This window comes from Cutibacterium equinum, from assembly GCF_028021195.1.
GTDB lineage: Bacteria > Actinomycetota > Actinomycetes > Propionibacteriales > Propionibacteriaceae > Cutibacterium > Cutibacterium equinum.
Map to the genome: position 1 here is coordinate 2448133 of NZ_CP115668.1, position 20660 is coordinate 2468792.

The window sequence follows — 20660 nt, forward strand, 5'->3', positions numbered from 1 at the left end:
ACTCCTCCTCAGCCCACGAACTCCTCGATAACCTTCACGAGCGCCTTCTTCGTCTTGCCGCCCTGCAGCGACTTGACGAGCTGGCCGCCCTGCCAGACCTGAATCATGGGCAGAGACATGATCCCCTGCTCGGCTGCGATCCGGGTATTGGCGTTGGTGTCGACCTTGGCGAAAACCATCCGGTCGCCATAAACCCCGGCCAGCTCCTCGATGATCGGGGAGAGCTGTTTGCAGGGGGCGCACCAGTCAGCCCAGTAGTCGACAAGGACGGGCTTGGCAGCCCCGAGAACCTCGGAGGCAAAGGTCGCGTCGGTGACCTCGGTGACGTTGTTCATGACAGCCTTTCTAGTTCGACCAGATGAGTCTAGGTCGCGGTGGCTCGAAAGGCACCCCCAGTTCATCGTCGGCGAGCGGTCGCCCGGCCCAGCCTTGCGACGCACCGACGGCACCCAGCAAGAAGGCACACGGCAAAAACAGTCCGGGCGCAAAACTGCCGGCCCATCACTGTGCACTTGCGTGCAGGTTTGATGGTGCGCACCAGCGTGCAAAGGATCACTGCAGAGCCTGCTCCGCGGCACTGGCGTCGACCACGAGGTCTGTGCACAATCCCCCGCGCAATACGGTCCCTACGGCCTCAGCCTTTTCGACTCCCGACGCAACAGCCAGAACTCGTCGAAGACGCGACGGACCATGAGCATCGTCGCTCACCTTCACACAATCCACATCCACTGAAATCGTGCGCGAATCCAGTTCCTCATCGACCACCTCGCCGTGGAGGTCGACATAGTGGCTCATGATGTCTGCCCTGGCACCTTTACGACGCAACTCCGCAATACCGTCCTTGGTGACGTGGCCCGCCGTCACCAAGATCGAATCAGTACTGACAGCTCCGGGTGAATACACGACGAGATCAGCCTTCTGGGCAGCCTGCAGTGGGCGTGAGACAGATGCGTCCTTGCGCAGCATCTCTCCCAGATCTGCCGACCCTACGATCGTCGGGGCTTGCAACGTCAGCGATCTGCCTGGCCCAAGTTCGGCCATCCGCACGACAGAACGTCCCACCAAGTCGTTTCTCGTGACGGCAACACCGCCGTTGGTCTGGGGGACGACGACATCGGGATTCCAACCAGACCCCAAATGCTGAGCCAGACGAGCCGTCGTCCGCCCCCAACTCACCGCGACGACTCGCGGCTGGGGTCGCCACTCGGACAGCCGCTGAGCCGCCATCCGAGTGACGAGGTCCAAGGTCAGTTCGTTACTGGCCTGGACGGGCACGACGATGGCCGTTTGCAACCCGAAGGCGTCGACCAACTCGGTTTCGAGCCGGTGATGCCGGGCGAGAGGGTGATCAATGGTGATTTTGACCATCCCTGTGCGGCGAGCCTCTTCGAGGATCCTGCCGACCGTCCAACGGCTCATGGAGAGTCGCTGGGCGATCGCGGCGTGGGTCATCTGCTCGAAGTAGTACATCTCCGCGACGTGGAGCATCTCCTCGTCTTGGCTCGTCCGGCGTCGGTTCGACATCGTCATGCCCCGCTCCGTGTCACAACACGGACTTGGCGACCTCAGCAACGTGGTCGGCGGTGAATCCAAACTTCTCGAACAGCAGGGTTCCGGCAGCAGAGGCACCGAAGTGCTCCAAAGAGACCGAAGCACCCTTGCAGTCGACATATTTCGACCATCCCATCGCGATACCAGCCTCGACGCTGACGCGAGCGGTCACGGAGCTGGGCAAAACCGATTCGCGGTACTCCTCGTCCTGCTCGTCGAACCACTCCTGGCACGGCATCGAGACGACGCGGGTCGCGACCCCGTCGGCCTCCAGCTTCTTCTGCGCCTCGAGGGCGACCGCCAGCTCAGATCCGGTTCCGATGAGGATGAGCTTGGGCTCGGAGCTGGCCTCGGACACCACGTAGGCTCCCTTGGCGACACCCTCAGCCGAGGCGTACTCGCTGCGATCGATCGTCGGCAGGTCTTGGCGCGACAGCACCAGACCGGCGGGACGGTCGGTGTGCTCCAAGATGGTGCGCCATGCCACCGCGGTCTCGTTGGCATCGGCCGGACGGACGATGTCGAGACCCGGAATGGCGCGGTAGGCCGCCAGATGCTCGACCGGCTGATGAGTGGGGCCGTCCTCACCGACGCCGATGGAGTCGTGGGTCCACACGAAGATCGACGGGACCTTCATGAGGGCCGCAAGACGAACCGCAGGACGCATGTAGTCGGAGAAGACGAAGAAGGTTCCGCCGTAGCACCGGGTCAGACCCGACAGAGTGACGCCGTTGACGATGCCGCCCATGGCGTGCTCGCGCACTCCAAAATGGAGAGTACGACCGTAGGGACCACCCGGATCCTTCTCGGAGCAACGGTCCTCGGGCAGGAAGGAGTCAGCCCCCTTCATGGTGGTGTTGTTGGAGCCGGCGAGGTCTGCCGATCCGCCCCACAGCTCGGGAAGCTGAGGACCAAGAGCGCTCAGAACGGCTCCGGAGGCCTTGCGGGTGCTCATCTTGCCGGGCTCGAAGGTCGGGACCTCGAGATCGTCGGGCAGCTTGTGGGCAAGCATCCGCTCGAGAAGGTCGGCGCCGTCAGGGTTGGCGTCGTGCCAGACGGCGAACTTCTTGTCCCATGCCTCGCGCAGACCCTTGCCACGCTCGGCGAAGGCCGAACGCACCTTCTGGACCATGTCAACGTCAATGGCGAAGGGCTTGTCCTCGAAACCGAGCTCCGCCTTGAGGGCGCTGACGCCCTCGGTGCCGATTTTCGCGCCGTGCAACTGGGCCAGACCGGCGAGCATCGGAATCGGCCAGCCGATAACGGTGGTCAGACGGATGAAGGACGGTTTGTCGGTGACGGCCTTCGCGTTGTCGATGGCCGCCATGAGGGCCTCGACGTCCTCCTCGTAGGCGGTGCCACCGTTGGTGAAGTCGACGTGCTGAACGTGCCAGCCGTAGGACTCGTAACGAGCCTCGACGTCCTCGCCGAACGCGATGGCGGTGTCACCCTCGATGGTGATCCGATTGTCGTCATAGAACACGATGAGGTTGCCCAGTTCCTGGGTCCCGGCCAAAGACGACGCCTCAGATGCGATGCCTTCCTGCATGCAGCCGTCGCCGGCAATGGCGTAGACGAAGTGGTCGAAGGGGCTGGTTCCGGGAGCGGCGTCCGGGTCGAGCAGGCCGCGCTCACGGCGGGCTGCCATGGCCATGCCGACGGCGTTGGCGACACCAGAACCGAGTGGTCCGGTGGTGGTCTCGACGAATTTAGTCAGGCCGTACTCGGGGTGGCCCGGTGTCAGGGATCCCCACGTCCGCAGGGATTCCAGATCTGACAGCTCGAGGCCCAGACCGGCCAAGTAGAGCTGGGTGTACTGGGTCAACGAGGAGTGTCCGGCAGACATGATGAAGCGGTCCCGGCCGAGCCAGTTCGGGTCTGACGGGTCGATGGCCATGACCTTGTGATAGAGCAGATAGCCCAGCGGAGCCAGGGAGATGGCGGTTCCAGGGTGTCCATTACCGGTCTTCTCAACGGCGTCGGCCGCCAGTACTCGGGCGGTGTCGACAGCGAGCTTGTCGGTGTCGGTCCACGTCAGTTCGGTTGCCACGATGTTCCTCTCGTTTTGGCTTGTTGGCCTGTTCTGTGTGATGTGTTGTCGCTCGTCATGGCGATGAGTGGGGGTTCAGGTCCTCACTGGGCATCCTATGCGCAACCGCATTGTCATGCACTTGTGAGACTACGAGTGTCACAAGTGTGCAGAACTACCGGCTCATCAGTACTTGCCTTGGTCTCACTGGCCCGTTCGTGCGGGTTTCAAAAACGTCGGCGAACCCGGAGCGAGGTTCGCCAGGAGTTCCTTCGACGGGTACCTGTCATCCTGGTACGTCCGCTTGTATCCGGAGTCTCCCCGGGCGGAGGTGAGAACGCCGGTGAACTGCCTGAGCTCTTGTCGGGCCTGAGCCAGTTCGACGATACGATCCGCCTGATCCTGAGCACCGTGATGCTCCCGCAGTTTCACCCAGGCATGGGGATGTTGGTGAATTCAGGCAGCTGACGCATCAGTGTGCCGTCAGATTTTGGCAGCAATGACGGTCGAGGACGCGAAGTCCACCCCGATGCCAAAGACGTCGCTGGCGTTGACGCTCGCATCGGCAATCGCTGTGGGAACAATTGCCGTCAGCGCCTCGATGTAGTCACTGGGATGCGGCAGGGCGAAGTCTGGCGGTAGTTTTCGACCGTCTGCTGCACTGAGTACCCGATCCATGGCGCCATGGGGATATTCGTGGCCAGAAGTGTTCATCTCGTCACTGTCACCACCTCTGACGATGACTGTTCGGCCCGACAGCGATGCCAAAATCCGGCACCATGGTCCAAGATGGGTCAACACAGGGCCCTGGCGACAAGGAGAATCCATGGCACCGCGCGTGGCCATCTGCGGCATACACATCGAGTCGTCCACCTTCACCCCACACATGACGACGGCTGCGGACTTCACCGTGCTGCGTGCCGACGACTTGCTACAGCGGTACCCGTGGATCACCCACTCCCCCATTCCGGGAGCTGAACACGCCGAGGCCGTCGGCGAGGATCTCTCGATTCCGCTGGTACGGGAATGGTCAGAGGCCGTGGAATGGGTTCCGGTGCTGCACTGTGGAGCGCTACCGGGCGGCCCAGTGGAGCCCACGGCGTACAGCGCCTGGCGTGAGGAAATCGTCGACGGCTTGCGTGAGGCCGGCCATCTCGACGGCATCCTTTTCGACATCCACGGGGCCATGAGTGTCCCTGGGGTCGACGACGCGGAGGGGGATCTCATCAGAGCCATTCGGGAAGTCGTCGGTCCTGAGGTGATGGTGTCGGCGTCAATGGATCTGCATGGGAACGTCTCCCGGGCATTGTTCGAGAACTGCGATCTTCTCACCTGCTACCGGATGGCTCCTCACGAAGATGCATGGATCTGCCGGGAGCGGGCGGCGCGAAACCTGTGCGAGTTGCTCATTTCTGACTCTCCGAAGCCGCACAAGGCTCTGGTGCACGTTCCGGTGCTGCTGCCGGGAGAAATGACGTCGACACGCATTGAGCCGGCGAAGTCGCTGTACGGCCGCATTCCCGAGGTTGAGCAGCGCCAAGGGATCCTCGACGCCGCAATCTGGATCGGGTTCGCGTGGGCTGATGAGCCGCGCAACAAGGCGGCAATTGTCGTCACCGGAACTGATGCCCACGCGGTTGAGGAGGCCGCCCTGGAACTGGGGCGGGAGTTTTGGAAGGTGCACTCCGACTTCGTGTTCGTGGCGCCGACTGATTCCTACCCGTCTGCACTGGATGCCGCGATCGCGAGCGACAAGAGACCCTTCCTGCTGTCGGATTCTGGTGACAATCCCGGGGCTGGTGGGGCTGACGATGTGACGGTAACCCTGGCTGAGCTCTTGGGACGCCCCGAGATCCAGGATGGACCAGTAACGGCCCTTCTGGCGTCAATTGTTGATCCGGCGGCAGTGGCAGCGTGTGCCGAGGTTGGCGTCAACGGCCATGTCGACATCGAGGTCGGCGGGCACCTCGACTCCCGTGAGCCCGGACCGCAGCGCGTCGTAGGAGTTGTCGAAAATCTCGTCGATGACCCGCGAGGCGGGCTCACGGCAGTGGTCCGTTCCGGCGGTCTAACGGTCATCGTCACCACCAAGCGCAACCAGTACACAACCAATGAACAATTCCATCGGCTGGGCATGGATCCGCGTGATTTCGACGTCGTGACCGTCAAGATCGGGTACTTGGAGCCCGACATCTTCGATCTCGCGGCGGACTGGATTCTCACCCTCACGCCAGGTGGGGTTGACCAGGACCTCGTGCGGCTTGGCCACCGTCGAATCGACCGGCCCATGTATCCGTTCGACCCTGACATGGCTGATCCGCAGCTCATAATCGTCACTGGGTGACGCTTTTCGTCATCCACGCGCCTTGCCCGTCGTGTCGTCAGACGATGCAGAACGACCGGACCCGCCCTCGTCGACAGCCTGCAACCCAGTGTGTCACTGCCACCGCGGACAAGTCCGGGTGTCTCTCATGATCCGCGACGTCAGCGAGTGGATGCCTTGTCAATGGCCTCCCACAAGCCGTTGAGATAGGTGATTCCGAGAGCACGGTCGTACAGCGGGTAGCCCGGTCGGCCCATCTCCCCCCAAATCATCCGACCGTGATCGGGGCGAATATAAACGTCTGGGCAGTGATCGTGAATGGCCTTCATGATGGCATACATGTCCAAGGACCCATCGCTGGAAAGGTGAGCCGCTTCTTTGAACTTCTTGTGTCCCAGGAACTTGACGTTACGAACATGAGCCGCGGCGATTCTCCCCATGTCTCCGTACTTCGTGAAAATAGCAGGAACATCATTGTCAGGATTTGACCCAAGAGATCCCGCACAGACACACAGCGAGTTGGCCGGAGAATCGACTAGATCGACAACCTTCTGTAGATCTGAATCACTGTGAACGATACGAGGAATCCCAAAAATGTCCCAGGCGGGGTCGTCAGGATGGACAGCCATTCGAATACTGACCTTTTCACAAGTCGGAACAATTCCCTCCAAGAAGTAACGATAGTTGTCGCGTAGCTGGTCAGGCGTCATGTCGGTGTACTGAGCCATCACCTCGTCGAGATCAGCCAGTCGCTCGGGCTCCCAACCAGGCAGCGGAAAGGCCGACGAATCCAAAGTGGACTTGACAATGTCTTGAGGAGTCAGACCCTCCAACTCTTCATGGTCGTAGTACAGGCAGGTCGAGCCATCCTCGTTGCGGTGGAACAGCTCAGTGCGAAGCCAGTCGAAAACCGGCATGAAATTGTAGACGACAACCTTGACCCCATGGCCTGCGAGATTCTCCAGGGTCTTGCAGTAATTGGTTATGTAGGTGTCACGGGACGGCTTGCCGAGCTTGATGTCCTCATGGACGTTCACCGACTCAATGACCTCGCACTCCAGGCCAGCCTCATTGACCTTATGGACGTAGGACGAAATTTCATCCTCAGACCATACCTCGCCGACCGGAATCCAATCCATTGCGCCCATGATTCCACTTGTCCCAGGAATCTGACGGATGTTCTCCAAGGTTATGGGATCGGTTTCCGGACCGTACCACCGAAATGTCATCTTCATGATTTCGAAAACTCCTTGTCGAGAACTTCCCTGACAGCACCTGGGGCGGCCGTCAGACGGGTGAAGAATTGTTCAACGACCGCCGCCAATGGCGTCGTCGTCAGGTCTACACCGAAGATGTCGGCACGGCGCAGAATCGGGGTGATGACCTTGGGATCCTGGTCCCCTAGACGCACCCCTGACACAATGGGTTTCAGGTCATCAAGCAGAGGGTCTGGCGAAAGATCGACCGGCTTGCCGTCATCGGCGATGCCCATGAGGTATCGACACCAGGCGGCGAAGATGAATGGGATCGCCCGCAATGACGCGATATCCAGGGAATCGTCGGCTAGATAGGACTTGACAGTCTCTCCGAATCGGATCGGAATCTTCTGCGACGAATCAGTAGCAATTCGACTTGGAGTGTCGCCCAAGAATGCGTTCGGGAAACGTTCCTCCTCGACCTCTCGGAGGAATTCCTTGGGGTCGACGATCCCGGGATCACTGACGACCGGTAGTCCCTCTTGCCATCCCAGACGGTGCACCAGACCAGCGAGACCGGGATCCTTGATGGCCTCGTCAATGGTGGGGTTACGCAACAGCACGCCGGTGACAGCCAGAGCAGTGTGTAGCGGATTCAGGCAGGTCGTCACCTTCATCCGCTCGAACCGGTCGCAGGTGGCGCGATCGGTGAAATGAACTCCGGATCTCTCCAGTTCTGGGCGTCCGTTGGGGAAGCGATCCTCGATGACGAGGTATTCGGCTGGCTCAGTATTGACGAATCCCGCTACCCCGGAATCGGAATCAATCGACATGTCCTCAAATGACATCGATGCCAGTTGGTCGGCGACCTTCTGCGAGGGGGCAGGGGTGATCTTGTCGATGACCGAGATCGGGAAGGCGACTTGCTGCGATATCCACTCTACGGCGGCGTGGTCGATAATTCCCCTTTTCGCCCACTCCGCTGCGATCGTCAGCACTGAGGTGCGCAGCTTGTCCCCGTTGTGGGAGAAATTGTCACAAGAGACCAGCGCAACCGGAGTGCCACCGGAGTGGAAGCGCTGCACCAGCAGGGCCGCCATCAGGCCCATCGTCGTCGACATCTTCTCGGACATGGGGTCGCGGCTCAGATCCTCGATGACGGCCTTCTGGAAGGAACCGTCGTACCCTTTGAGCTGGTAGCCCTTCTCCGTAATCGTCAGGGTGATCATCTGCAGGCTCTCAGCGCACGCAATCTCTGTGATGCGACGAAAATCGTCAGCACGCCGGTAGGCCAGTCCTTCACTGATGGAAGCGATGACCTCGAAGTCCGTGTGGCCGTCGGCATGGGATGTGACCCCCAGGGTCAGCAGGTCATGGTCAGTGAGTCCACGATCGAGGCGCTACGCACTTCGTGGCGCGACAGCGGCGATGCCGCACTGCCCGGCTCCAGAATTCATGATGTCTTGCGCGAGTCGGGCGATATGGACACGGAACAGGTTGCCAGGACCAATATGGATCCAGCGCGGATGATCATGGGCTTGACTACGCATGTCGTCGACATCAAAGGTAGGAACGCTGATGCCGGCCTGCGCCAAGGTGCCCCTACGCAGCGAATCGAGATCCAATTTCATGACATCTCCTCCAGATCAGAGCCCGAAGACGTGGGTGGGCTGCTCCACGACGAGCCGGTGAGCAATCTCCAACGCCTCGTCCAGGTCCAGGCTGCCCGAAACCACCAGCTCGGCGAGGTGGGAGGCATCCAGACGCCGGCTCATGTCGTGGCGTGCCGGAATTGAGCAGAAGGCGCGGGTGTCGTCGATCATGCCGCTCACTCTGCTGAACCCCGCCATCTCAGTCGTGGCGTGCTTGAACCTCATCACCGACTCGGGAGCGTCGATGAACCACCACGGCACTCCGATGTAGAGGCTTCGGTACCAACCGGCCAGCGGCGCGATTTCCCGCGAGTAAAGGGTCTCGTCGATCGTGAACACGACCAGCTTGAGGTCGGTGTTGCCAAATTTGTCGAGCAATGGGTGCAAGGAATCGACGGCTTCCAGAGCCAGCGGCACGTCAGAGCCGATGTCAGCCCCGAAGCGTCGAAAGGCGGCAGTGTCGTGGTTGCGATACACCGCTGGGTGGACGGTCATCGCCAAGCCGTCCTCACTGGCCATTCTCGCCTGATCGGTGAAGAGATGCCGACGCAGCAGGGTCATCTCCTCGACAGTGGCCCGCCCCGCGACCGAGTCGGCAAAAATCGCCGCTGCACGATCGTGGTCGAGAATGACGGTGCCCAGGTCACGGTGGCTATGGTCACTGGAGACCGCCCCGTGACCCTTGAAGTAAGCACGACGTCTCTCCATGGCCGCGGTGAATCCATCGAGGGTCGTCGCGTCGCAGCCGCTCACCTCTGACAGCTTCGCAAGGAGGTCCGTCCAGCCTGCGGCCGCCGGCTCCAAGTACTTGTCAGGGCGGAAGGTGGGAGCAACACGACGAGTAAAAAGTGTCGTCAGATGCCAACCGGGCGTGGCCGTCAAGGCCATCGCAGGGGTCGTCGGTGGTTGCGATGAAGGTGATGTCGAAGGTGCCCATCAGGGCGCGAGGACGGAAGTCCGGCTGAGCGATGCGCTCAGCGACAGCATCATAAATCCGATCAGCGGTCTCGGCGCTAGGCCGCTCGGTGACGCCAAAAATGCCGACCAGCTGGTCCACGAGCCAGTAACGCATGGCCGTACCAGCAAAATCGCGCCAGTGCTCACAGAGGATACGGAAGGCCTTTCTGTTGTCCTCCTCGCTCATCGACTCGCGCCCGACACCGAGATCCCCAAGATCGACGCCATTGGCGTGAAGCAGACGATTCACGTAATGGTCTGGGGTGATGAGCAGACTCGTCGGATCTGAGAACGCCAGGTCATCGGCAATCCACGACACCGGAACATGACCATGGGGAGAAATAATGGGCAGTCCCTTCGTGGATCGGTAGATTTCGCGCGCAGCGGCCAGGGCAGAGGGCTCCTGTGGCAGCAGGCGGTCATCGGAAAGGGTGAGAGTCGGCGTTGACATGACACACACTGTGCCGCTTGACGGCATGCCTTGAAACCCGTTGCCGTCACTTGCCCCACATCGTCAACCAGATTCGCGCGCAACGAAGGACACCGGGACGACGTCCTCGCTGGGAGCCTGATGCTCATGGCGGCTCGGCCTCTCCACCGTGTCGAGAAGCCGATTGACGGCCACCACGCCCATCTGGAACTGGTTGACGCGAATCGTCGACAGGGCCGGTGAGACCAGCGCCGAGAAGGGAATGTCGTCGAATCCAATGACCGCCACGTCGCCAGGAACCTTGACCCCACAAGCCATCGCTCGTCTCATGAAACCGATGGCAATGAGATCGTTGTAGGCGATGACGGCCGAGGTCGGATGGGCCTTCCACATGTCGAAGACCTCGATGCCACCCCTGATGGTTGGTGTTGGGCAGGCAAGTTGATGGACCGTCACCCTTCCGTTTCGCCGCGCCCGGTCGAGCAAACTGCGCCACCTCACTCCGGACTGCCACGATGCCGTGGGCCCTGCGAAATAGGTCACCGTGAAGCGTTCATCAGCCACGAGGTGGGCGAGGGCATCCCCAAGACCTTCATCGGCGGCCGGCGTCACCGACGACACCCCGGGCACCTTGCGATTGACGGTAATCACCGGTTTCATCCCGGCCAGGTGCCGCAAACCAGCATCGGACATACGCGAGCCGGCAAAAATGAAACCGTCCACGGTGGCCAAGGATCGTTTCGTCGTCTCGGACTCGATATCGGAGGACTCGTTGGAGTCGATGAGGACAACCATGTAGCCGCGTTTACGGGCGCCAGCGAAAATTCCCTTGACGGTGGCACCGAACACCGGGTTCATGGCGTCAGCAACGCATGCGGCGACGAGATGGTGAGTTCGGCTCGTCGATACTCTGGGCACCTCGTCCTGACGGTAACCGAGCTCGCGGGCAGCGTGAAAGATCCGTTCCGACGTCTTGACGCTCACTCGCCCCGGACGAGAAAATGCCCGGGACACAGTGGACGGAGCAACGCCAGCAGCCCGCGCGACGTCGCTGATGGTAACCGGTGTGGTCGACCTCTCGCCTGCCTCTACCGCCGGCTCGCGTGTCTCATGCCCGAGATACACAGGGTGCAAACGGTGGCAAAGGATCGCAGTTCCCGGTGTCCCGGTGCGACTCTCTCAGCAAGGCGATGTTGCCTGTCCACAATGCTACGACGATGATCGTCGCAGCCCCGGGAAACATAGAGGGTTGTCAATGTCGACCAGTACAACGAAGAGTCAGAAGGCTGAAGCAGTCAACGCTCGCGATTTCGATCTTCGCGACATGATCGGCTACGCGCTTGGTGACGTCGGAAACAATTTCACCTTCAACCTGGTGAATTCTTTCCTGATGATCTTCTACACCAATGTTTTCGGCCTCAAGGCCGCCTTGGTGGGCGCGCTGTTCATGTCCGCCCGACTGATCGATGCGTTCGTCGACATCATGGTCGGCCGCCTTATTGACAATGCCAAGATGACCAAGCGCGGACGGTTCACCCCATGGGTCATGCGGATGAAGTTCCCACTCGCAGCCTCCGCAATTCTGCTCTTCCTCCCGGCCGCTGGGCACCTCCCCATGACGACGCGAGTCATTTACGCCTTCGTCACTTACCTGGCCTGGGGCATCTTCTACTCCTTCGTCAACATCCCTTATGGATCGATGGCTTCGGCCATCTCAGGCACGCCGCGCAACAAAACCTCACTGTCCACTGCTCGTAGCATCGGATCGGCTTCCGGCGCCGCCATCGTCAGCTATGTCGTGCCACTCATCATGTATGGCAACAACTCCCGCCAGATCAACCCGCACCGGTTCTTCATAGGGGTCACGATCTTCGCCATCCTCGGTCTGTTCTGCTATGTCGGTCTGACGATGCTCACCGTCGAGCGGATTCGAATCGATAAAACCAAGCCTGTCCCACTGGGTAGGATGTTCTCCGAGATGGCCCATAACAAGGCCCTCGTCATGTTAGTCATCATCGACATCCTCGTCGTCATCAACCAGAACCTTTCCGGCGTCACCCTGACCTACCTGTTCAATGATTACTTCCAGAACAAGACAGCAATGTCCATCGCCCTGGTTTTCAATTTCACGACAGTCATCCTCGTGGCGCCTTTCGCGCAAACCCTCGTACGGAAATTTGGTAGAAAAGAATCCGCTACGGTGGCATTATTCTTCGCTGCGGGCATATACGGCGCTACGCTCATCATCCACACCCACAACCCCTGGATCTTCCTCGTCGGTCTGTTCTTCGGGTCTCTGGGCGCTGGTGTGTTCAACCTCATGGTGTGGGCCTTCATCACCGACGTCATCGACGCTCAGGAGGTCATGTCAGGGGAGCGCGAGGACGGCATTATTTACGGTGTCAATTCCTTCGCCCGCAAGCTCGCTCAGGGCATCGCCGGTGGTTTGGGTGGTGCCATGCTGACGATGATCGGCTACCAGTCTTCCTCGCAGGGTGGCGCGGTTCAGTCTGAGTCGGTCGCCAACAACCTGTACACCCTTGCCACCGCCATCCCGACGGTCTGCTGCCTCGGCGCTGCCCTCCTCCTGCTGGCATACCCGCTCACCCGCGCCAAGGTCATCGCCAACGCCGACGAACTCGCACGTCGTCACGAAGCCCAGGCCGAGCACAACGCCTGATCCCACCATCACGGAGGCACATCATGGACACGCTCATGAGAATCACCGATCACTCGACGACCCCGTCGGGCATCAAATTGACAATCGACGAGAGATGGCGTGCCTCGGTCAGATTTGTGACGCAGGCCATCGCCCACGTGCGAATTTTTGACATCGCGGGCCCCCAGCTTGACCGCACCTGGAGCATCAGCCTCGGCCCCGATGTCACCGAGCAAACAGGGTTCGGCCCCGACCACCTGCTCGACCACTCTCCCGCCCCGGCATGGGAAGGCCATTCCCGCGACGTCGCACCTATTGAGGATGTGGAAGTGGCAACGACCGTCGCCGGCAGTGCAGCAGAGGTCGCCAGCCATCCCGAGTTCTCCGGCGTCTATGCCGACGAGCCCGTCGATTCGCCCGACCCCGATGAAAAAGCCTTCATCGTTGGCACAGACTGCTTGAGGGTCATCATCCGGGACTGTCCGCTGCGGATGACTTGGCAACGTCGAACCGACGACTGGGTCACCGTCAGCGAGGATCGTCCCACCGGCGCCTACGAAATCGGATCACGAACCGGCCGGGTGGCCCATCATTGGGTTCGAAATGCCGACGACCGCTACTACGGACTCGGCGAGAAAACCGGCAACCTGGAACGCACCGGGCGCATTTTCGACATGCGCTGCCTGGATGCCCTTGGTTACGACGCCGGCACCACTGACCCGCTGTACAAGCATGTCCCTTTCCTCATGACTCGCACCGCCAACGGTGCCCTCGGCATCTTTTACGACAACCTCTCGGCGTCGCGGTTCAACCTGGGAGCGGAGGTCGACAATTATCACCGCCCCTTCACCTCCTGGCAGACCTCACGGCGACATCGATTACTGGGTGATGACCGCCGAGCATGTATCCGGCCTCACCCCGCAGATTCTTCGCCTCACAGGCGACCCGGCCTTCCTGCCGCGTTGGGCCCTGGGTTACTCAGGTTCGACGATGCACTACACCGATGCGCCCGACGCCTCCCACCAACTGCTCACATTCATCGACCTGTTACGGGAGCACGCCATCCCGTGCGATTCGTTCCAACTGTCGTCGGGTTACACCACCATTGGGCCGCGTCGCTACGTCTTCACCTGGAACCGTGACAAATTCCCCCAACCCACCGAGACAACCGGGAAGTTCCGTGACGCCGGCCTTCACCTGGCGGCAAACATCAAGCCAGGTCTGTTGACGACGCACCCTTTGTACTGCGAGGCGGCCGATGCGGGAATTATCGTCACCGACTCGCGCACCGGCCGGCCCGTCACCTCGATGTTCTGGGGAGGTCACGGCAGCAACGTCGACTTCACCAATCCGCGCGGCGTCCAGTGGTGGAAGGACAATGTCCGCAGCCAACTCATCGACATGGGCGTCGAATCCACCTGGAACGACAACAACGAGTACGAATTGTGGTCCGAGGACGCCACCTGTGACGGTTTCGGTCACCCGGTGGAGCTCGACCGGATCCGCCCGGTGCAGGCTCTGCTCATGAATCGCGCATCCTATGAGGCCCAGTGCGAGGCGGCTCCCGGCGAGCGCCCGTTCCTCATCTCCCGCTCCGGACCGCTCGGACTACAGCGGTATGTCCAGACGTGGAGTGGCGACAATTCCACCTCTTGGCGCACCCTGAAGTACAACACTCGGATGGGTGTGGGGATGAGCATGTCCGGACTGGTCAATTTCGGCCACGACGTGGGCGGTTCCGCCGGAACCGCCCGTCCCAGTCCCGAGCTTTTTGCCCGCTGGGTGGCCAACGGCGTCATGCATCCGCGATTCACCATTCATTCCTGGCACGATGACGGCTCGGTCAACGAACCGTGGATGTACCCGGAAATTACCGGCATCGTCCGGAGCATGATCCGTCTGCGTTACCGGCTCATCCCTTTCCTCTACACCTTGTCCTACCTGGCTGCAGAGCGGCGCGAGCCCATTGTCAACCCCGTGTTCACCCTCGATGACGCCCTTGTCGAGGAATCTGACGACTTCGTTCTGGGCCATGACCTCCTGGTCGCATCCGTCGTGGAGGAAGGGCAGGCCACTCGCACTGTCACCCTCCCCGACGTCCCCGGCGGCTGGTTCGAATTCGACACCGGCATTCACCATGACCCAGGGACGGTTACCCTCGACGCCCCACTGGACCGCCTTCCTTTGCTGGTTCGCGCCGGGGCCGGGATCCCGCAATGTACCCTTCCTGAACCCTCCGACGAGATCATCACAACCCAGACTGTCGAAAACTCCCCGCACCACGTCGTTCTGTACCTTCCTGACCGCGAAGGCCACTCGGAGGGATTCTTCTTCGATGACGACGGCCACACCGATGGTTACCGCAAGGGGCACGGGTACTGGTTGACCTGGACCGCCGATCACGACGACACCACCGTCACCGTCCACACACACGTAGAAGGGGACTACCAGCCGCCGTGGACAGCGATGGATTTTGTCCTGAGACCCGGAGATAACCGCACTATCAAGGTCATCACCGAGGCCACCCCTTCAGCCCCAAGTCAGCACGCCACGACAGAAAACACCCGGAGGTCATGATGCTTCGCCCCCAGACCACCCCCACCCGAGAGACACAGTGTCTGTCTGGAATGTGGGACTTCGCCTTCGACGCCGAGGATCACGGTCAGGCCGAGGGATGGTTCGCCCAACGGCTGCCTGAGCGCACCGAGATGGCGGTTCCGGCCTCCTACCAGGACCTCTTCACCGACCCCGGCGCCCGTGATCATGTCGGCCCGGTGTGGTACCAGCGCGACGCCCGAATCCCGCGAGGCTGGGCTGACGACCGCGTCGTCATTCACTTTGAGTCCGCCACTCACGCCGCCACGGTCTGGGGCAACGATGTCGAGGTCGCCAACCACGTCGGCGGGTACCTCCCCTTCGAGGCCGACATCACCGACCACGTCCGCGCGGGCGAACAATGCCGGCTCACGGTGCGCGTCGACAATCGGCTGTCCTTCCAGACCATTCCGCCGGGAATCGTCGTCGACTCCCCCGAAGGCCCGAAACAGAGGTACTGGCACGATTTCTTCAACTACGCCGGCATTCACCGAGACGTTTGGCTGTGTAGCCGCCCGGCCGCCCACGTCGAGGATGTCACCATCACCACCGACATCGACGGGGACGACGGAATCGTCACCTGGAAGGTGGTCTCGCAGAATTCTGACTCCTTGACGACCCAGGTGACGATTTTTGACGCCGAGGGCAACGAGGTCGCTCAAGCAACCGGCGCCTCTGCGACCACCCGCATCCCCTCGGCCCACCTCTGGCAGCCAGGACAGGGCTACCTCTACGAGGCCGAAATCTGCCTACTCAACGGACAGCGCGTCGTCGATTCCTACCGCCAAGCTTTTGGTGTGCGGACGGTTCGTGTCGACGGAAATCGCCTCCTCGTCAACGGTGAGCCCATCCACCTACGAGGCTTCGGGATGCATGAGGATCACCAGACCATCGGCAAAGCCCACAACGATGCCCTCATGCTGCGCGACGCCGCGTGCCTGGAATGGATCGGGGCGAACTCACTGCGCACCTCTCATTATCCCTACTCCGAGCACGTCCTTGACTACGCCGATCGTCACGGATTACTCATCATCGACGAGACTCCGGCAGTCGGCATGAACATGGGCCTGGGAGGCGGCATTTTTGGCGCCCAGGGTTACACGACTTTCTCTGCGGAGACCATCAACGACCAGACCCAGGCAGTTCACGCACAGGTCATCCGCGATCTCATTGCCCGTGACAAAAACCACCCCAGCGTCATCATCTGGTCCATCGCCAACGAGCCGGAGTCCGAGACCGAGGCAGCAGAAAACTACTTCCGACCCCTCTTCGACGTCGCCCGTGACGCCGACCCCACCCGCCCAGTGAGTTTTGTCAACGTCATGCTCGCCCCATACGGAAAGTGCCGGGTCTCGCAATACTCCGACGTTCTTCTCCTCAACCGCTACTACGGCTGGTATGTCGACACCGGTGACCTGGCCGCCGCCGAGCGTCACTGGCGCGAGGAAATGGCCGGCTGGGCCAGCGAAAACAAGCCGATCATCATCACCGAGTACGGCGCCGACACCATGCCCGGCCTGCACCAGATCCCAGCTCAGCCATGGAGCGAGGAGTACCAGGTCGAGGTCCTGGAGATGAACGAGCGGGTCTTTGACTCCTTCGACGCCGTCATCGGCGAGCAGATCTGGAACTTCGCGGACTTCGCGACCACCAGCGGCACCATGCGCGTCGGGGGCAACCGCAAGGGCATCTTCACCCGGGATCGTCAGCCCAAGATGGCCGCCTTCCACCTTCGTAAGAGGTGGCGCGGCATCGAGGACTGACTCGGGACCACCCGTTGGACGGTCGTGGGCGCCCGTGCCCTGACGCCCATCCCCGCTCACCCCTGATGCCCGTCTGGCCAATCTTCATTGAAACCTCACAACTCGGGGAACAATGGATTCATGGCCACCCAAGCTCACACCGAGTCCGTGAATCTCAGATTGGCGCTCAACGGCCTGCCGCTGCCGACAGCCTCGCGCGCCTCCGATATCGACGTCGTCGCCCCCGTCCTTGCTCGTCAACGGGAACTCAGACGAGAGCTCCCCGAGTTGCTCTGCCCGGCTGATCGACGCATCCAGACATTCATCGACCGTTACCTCGGCGAGGACTCCCCCATTCATCCCCGCCTGCCCGAAACAACCCTGACCCTCGATGAGCCCGGTCTGGCCCGGGCCCTCTCCCTGCCTGTCGACGGTGACGAGTTCGCCTCCGACCTGGTCGCGAGCTATCGGGTCGCCAACGGCGTGTTGCACAACCCGCGCAACGACCGCCGCACCACCGCTGGCGTCTTCCACGTCGCCGAAGGCGGGCTGGCAATCCCCGACGACAAGAAGGCCGTCCCGATTGACGTGTTTGCTCGTCTCCTTGATCTCGCGTTCCAGGCCCCACCGGAACACACCCTGCTCCCCTACTCCTCCACCCAACCCGTGGAGCGTCAGGCTCACACCTGGGTCTCCCTGCTGCTGCGCCCGCTCGTGGTGCCCGAGATTCCGGGCTTCTTCTCGGAGCGTCGGATGGAGATCCGCTTCTTCGCCCCCGGCGGTCTGGTCTCCAATCTCGATTTCGTCGAGGGGATCTTCGGCAACGCCGGCGATCCGCTGCTACCGGGCAACGATTCCGCCCTGGCCCCCGCCGGATGGACCGGCCACAGCGGTTGCGTCATCCTGGCCCCCCACCTCAATCTGGTCCGCAAGGTGGACCTGGGACTGCCCCACATCGACCAGGCGACCGACCGTCAGCGTCGCGACGGCATGTGCTGGTCCGACGAGTCCGAGCTCTACAACGAGGGCAAACCGTTCAAGCTGTGCGCCCGCGACGAGTCCGGAGTCATCCTCACCATCGTCGCCGACAACTACTTCGGTTACTGCAAGAAGGAGGTCAAGACCCAGATCTCCTACTCGGCGAACCTCTTTGGACTGGCCGAGGAGGAGCACTCCGGCGGTGCCCGCGCCTACCGTTCCCACAACCAGGGCCAGGAGTACGCCACTCCGAGCTGCCAACGGACCGTCGAAGACGTCGTCGCGGACGACCCGGACGACTTCGAGATGCTCGACAAGGGCCATGCGAAGGTCCGCGGCATCGACAACGTCCTATTGGTGCCCGGCGGAACCAAGTTCAGCCTGCGCGATGGCACCGTCTCCTGGGACAACGGTGCACAGTCCATCCCGATGCGAGCCGATACTGAGTATGTCTCCCCAGACGGTTACCGCATGAGCATGATCCACAACGAGGCCGACAACCAGTGGTACCTCAAGGGCACCTACGGTGACTCGACGACCCTGCACAAGTGCTGCACCGTCTCCGGTGGCGGCAAGTCGGAGATCTCCAAGGCCATCTCGGACACCTTCCTGCAGGGCAACGCCTACGTCCCGGACTTCGAGGCCGACATGGACGCCGTCGAGGACATCCTGCATCGGGACTTCTCGACCCGGTTTGCCGATCCCAAGCTCAACGGCAAGGACCATCGTCCAATTTTGTCGCCGCGGCGTTCCGTCGGGTCAGTCATCAAGCTGCTCACCCCGTCGTCGGATTTCACCGATTGGTACAACAAGTGGATCGACTCCATCCCGTCGTTCCGCAAGGAGCTCATTTTCACCATCAAGCGCTACTACAAGCCGGAATGGGGTGACGACTGGCGCTCCCACTTCACGGTCGCGCCGACGAACGGTCGCCACGGCAACATGGTGCGACTCGACGGGCAGAAGATCGTCGTCAGTATGGCTCGGGTCGGTTTCCAGCCCGACGGGTCGTGGCGTCTGTTCACCCTGCGCCACGACTACTCCCCATCTGTCAAGGTCCAGACCGAGGACGACATGACGGCATCCGTCGTCACCTCACCCGGCATGGTCACCGGTCCTGAGGACCTGTCACGCAAGGTCGTCGCCAACTGTGAGGCACTGCTGTTCCAGCGTCCTGACGACGCCATTCACCGCGGCTACGACACCCAGACCGAGCACGACATGAGTGGGCATGACCTGTTCATCTCGAATTATCAGCCCCTGACCCGCGAGGACGTCACGGCAATGTGTGACGACGTGGTGGCCTTCTCGAAGTTCACCAAGCCGATGCGCGAGTTCCTGTCGAATTTCGCCGACTCCGATCCTTCCGAGGAACCGAAGTACGTCGTCTCCAGTGCTGATCCGCGTCTTATCGATGGGGTGAGGTCGCGTAACCCGCGTTACCTGCAGATTCGTCCCGACATCGCACAGCCGCGTGAGACGGCCATCGCGAACCTGGCCAGCCACCTGTATCACGGCCGCCGGGTCAACGAACCGTTGCCGCTGCCGGTCGACATCGTCGCAGCTGGACGACGCAACAACCCGCCTGAGGACAAGATTCCGGCTCTGTGTGCCTACAACCCGTTGCACTACATGGAGCTGCCGGAACTGTTCATGGAGTTCATCTCGTCGATGACCGGCAAGAGCCCCTCGACGACGGGTGCCGGTTCGGAGGGTGCGCTGACGAAGGCCCCGTTCAACGCCTTGCCGGCGGTTTTTGACCTCAACTCCTCCTTCTTGTCCTTCGTGCTGTCGGGTTATGACGGCTGGCTGTCCTCGGCTGGGTTCATCGGACCCAACGTCGAGGTTGCCCACGACATTTCGCTGCTCGTGCCGGAAATCTTCTCCCGGATGTCGCCGGAGGAGAGGGACGCGAGAACCCTCATCGAGGGCGGGTACCTGGAGAAGATGGAAGACTTCGAGAAGGATGGCGAGCTCATCCTCGCGTCGCGTCTGGGCTACCGCATGACCGAAAAGTTCATGCGCGCGTACTTCGGCCGGATCTTCCTGCATCCCGACACGGTCTTCACCCCGGAGATGCTGCATCCGGAGCTGCAGGACGCCGAGATCTTCGCCGATTCAGTGCGGACGATATCGACGACTCACGCCCGGGTAGCCAAGGCCTACTTCGATGACGGGACGGTCTCCCTGGCTGTGCCTCCGATTCGAGCCCTGCTCGAAATCATGGCCACCGGGACCTGCGCAGAGGGCTGGACCCTGGACGATCCCCAGCTGCGAGAAATGTTCACTCGCGAGTCGGTGCTGGCCTCTGACTGGTACGCCGAGCGCCTCGACGCGAAGCAGGCCGAGGACATCCGACGCTCCGAGATGGGCATCGCACAACTCGAGGAGTTCATGGCTGACCCGCGTAACGCAGCCGCCTGCGAGGAGATTGACGCCCAGGATCGCCTGGATCACGTCCGCGGCTTCCACGACCGGGCGGTCAGCAAGGAATACCGCCAGCAATTGGTGGGAACCATCGGCCGACAGGTCAACTTCCGCTGAGATT

General features: G+C 61.4%; 9 protein-coding genes and 4 pseudogenes. 5 read left to right on the forward strand and 8 right to left on the reverse strand.

Going from position 1 to position 20660, the window contains the following annotated elements; genetic code table 11:
* Positions 1 to 8 precede the first annotated feature (8 nt).
* From O6R08_RS11065 to O6R08_RS11475, 4 genes and pseudogenes are all read right to left on the reverse strand, one after another.
* Positions 9 to 335, reverse strand: coding sequence for a thioredoxin family protein (locus O6R08_RS11065; protein WP_271418144.1), 327 nt, complete (start codon positions 333 to 335; stop codon positions 9 to 11).
* A gap of 217 nt (positions 336 to 552) precedes the next feature.
* Positions 553 to 1524, reverse strand: coding sequence for a sugar-binding transcriptional regulator (locus tag O6R08_RS11070; protein WP_271419392.1), 972 nt, complete (start codon positions 1522 to 1524; stop codon positions 553 to 555).
* Between the two features lie 19 nt (positions 1525 to 1543).
* On the reverse strand, positions 1544 to 3601 hold the full coding sequence (gene tkt, locus O6R08_RS11075) for a transketolase (protein WP_271418145.1): 2058 nt from the start codon (positions 3599 to 3601) through the stop codon (positions 1544 to 1546).
* 178 nt (positions 3602 to 3779) lie between these two features.
* Positions 3780 to 4361: pseudogene (locus O6R08_RS11475) on the reverse strand (ribulokinase); the annotation flags it as partial.
* Positions 4362 to 4406: 45 nt separating this feature from the next.
* Between O6R08_RS11475 and O6R08_RS11085 the strand changes: the two are divergent.
* Positions 4407 to 5924 (forward strand): M81 family metallopeptidase, encoded by a 1518-nt coding sequence (locus tag O6R08_RS11085; RefSeq protein ID WP_271418147.1) that lies wholly within the window; start codon positions 4407 to 4409, stop codon positions 5922 to 5924.
* A 140-nt stretch (positions 5925 to 6064) separates the two neighbouring features.
* Here the strand turns inward: O6R08_RS11085 and uxuA are convergent, their stop codons facing one another.
* The 4 genes and pseudogenes from uxuA to O6R08_RS11105 all read right to left on the reverse strand — a co-directional run bounded on the left by uxuA (position 6065) and on the right by O6R08_RS11105 (position 11263).
* Entirely contained in the window at positions 6065 to 7138 is a 1074-nt protein-coding gene (gene uxuA, locus O6R08_RS11090) for a mannonate dehydratase (protein ID WP_271418148.1), read from the reverse strand.
* Positions 7135 to 8730: pseudogene (locus O6R08_RS11095) on the reverse strand (mannitol dehydrogenase family protein). The gene uxuA and the pseudogene O6R08_RS11095 overlap by 4 nt, the downstream one beginning before the upstream one ends.
* A gap of 15 nt (positions 8731 to 8745) precedes the next feature.
* Positions 8746 to 10159: pseudogene (uxaC, locus tag O6R08_RS11100) on the reverse strand (glucuronate isomerase).
* 63 nt (positions 10160 to 10222) lie between these two features.
* Entirely contained in the window at positions 10223 to 11263 is a 1041-nt protein-coding gene (locus tag O6R08_RS11105; protein ID WP_271418149.1) for a LacI family DNA-binding transcriptional regulator, read from the reverse strand.
* Positions 11264 to 11393: 130 nt separating this feature from the next.
* Here O6R08_RS11105 and O6R08_RS11110 point away from each other — a divergent pair, with 130 nt between their 5' ends.
* The 4 genes and pseudogenes from O6R08_RS11110 (at position 11394) to O6R08_RS11125 (ending at position 20656) form a co-directional block, all read left to right on the forward strand.
* Entirely contained in the window at positions 11394 to 12818 is a 1425-nt protein-coding gene (locus O6R08_RS11110) for an MFS transporter (protein ID WP_271418150.1), read from the forward strand.
* A 23-nt stretch (positions 12819 to 12841) separates the two neighbouring features.
* A pseudogene (locus tag O6R08_RS11115) lies at positions 12842 to 15374 on the forward strand (glycoside hydrolase family 31 protein).
* Positions 15371 to 17155: a beta-glucuronidase gene (uidA, locus tag O6R08_RS11120; RefSeq protein ID WP_271418151.1), complete on the forward strand. Its 1785-nt coding sequence runs from the start codon at positions 15371 to 15373 to the stop codon at positions 17153 to 17155. The pseudogene O6R08_RS11115 and the gene uidA overlap by 4 nt, the downstream one beginning before the upstream one ends.
* Positions 17156 to 17275: 120 nt before the next feature.
* Complete coding sequence (locus O6R08_RS11125; protein WP_271418152.1) at positions 17276 to 20656, forward strand: hypothetical protein; 3381 nt, start codon at positions 17276 to 17278, stop codon at positions 20654 to 20656.
* Positions 20657 to 20660: the final 4 nt, after the last annotated feature.

Coding starts and splice junctions, on each gene's coding strand:
- O6R08_RS11065 (WP_271418144.1), bottom strand. CDS start 335: ATGAACAACGTCACCGAGGTCACCGACGCGACCTTTGCCTCCGAGGTT.
- O6R08_RS11070 (WP_271419392.1), bottom strand. CDS start 1,524: ATGTCGAACCGACGCCGGACGAGCCAAGACGAGGAGATGCTCCACGTC.
- O6R08_RS11085 (WP_271418147.1), top strand. CDS start 4,407: ATGGCACCGCGCGTGGCCATCTGCGGCATACACATCGAGTCGTCCACC.
- uxuA (WP_271418148.1), bottom strand. CDS start 7,138: ATGAAGATGACATTTCGGTGGTACGGTCCGGAAACCGATCCCATAACC.
- O6R08_RS11110 (WP_271418150.1), top strand. CDS start 11,394: ATGTCGACCAGTACAACGAAGAGTCAGAAGGCTGAAGCAGTCAACGCT.
- uidA (WP_271418151.1), top strand. CDS start 15,371: ATGATGCTTCGCCCCCAGACCACCCCCACCCGAGAGACACAGTGTCTG.
- O6R08_RS11125 (WP_271418152.1), top strand. CDS start 17,276: ATGGCCACCCAAGCTCACACCGAGTCCGTGAATCTCAGATTGGCGCTC.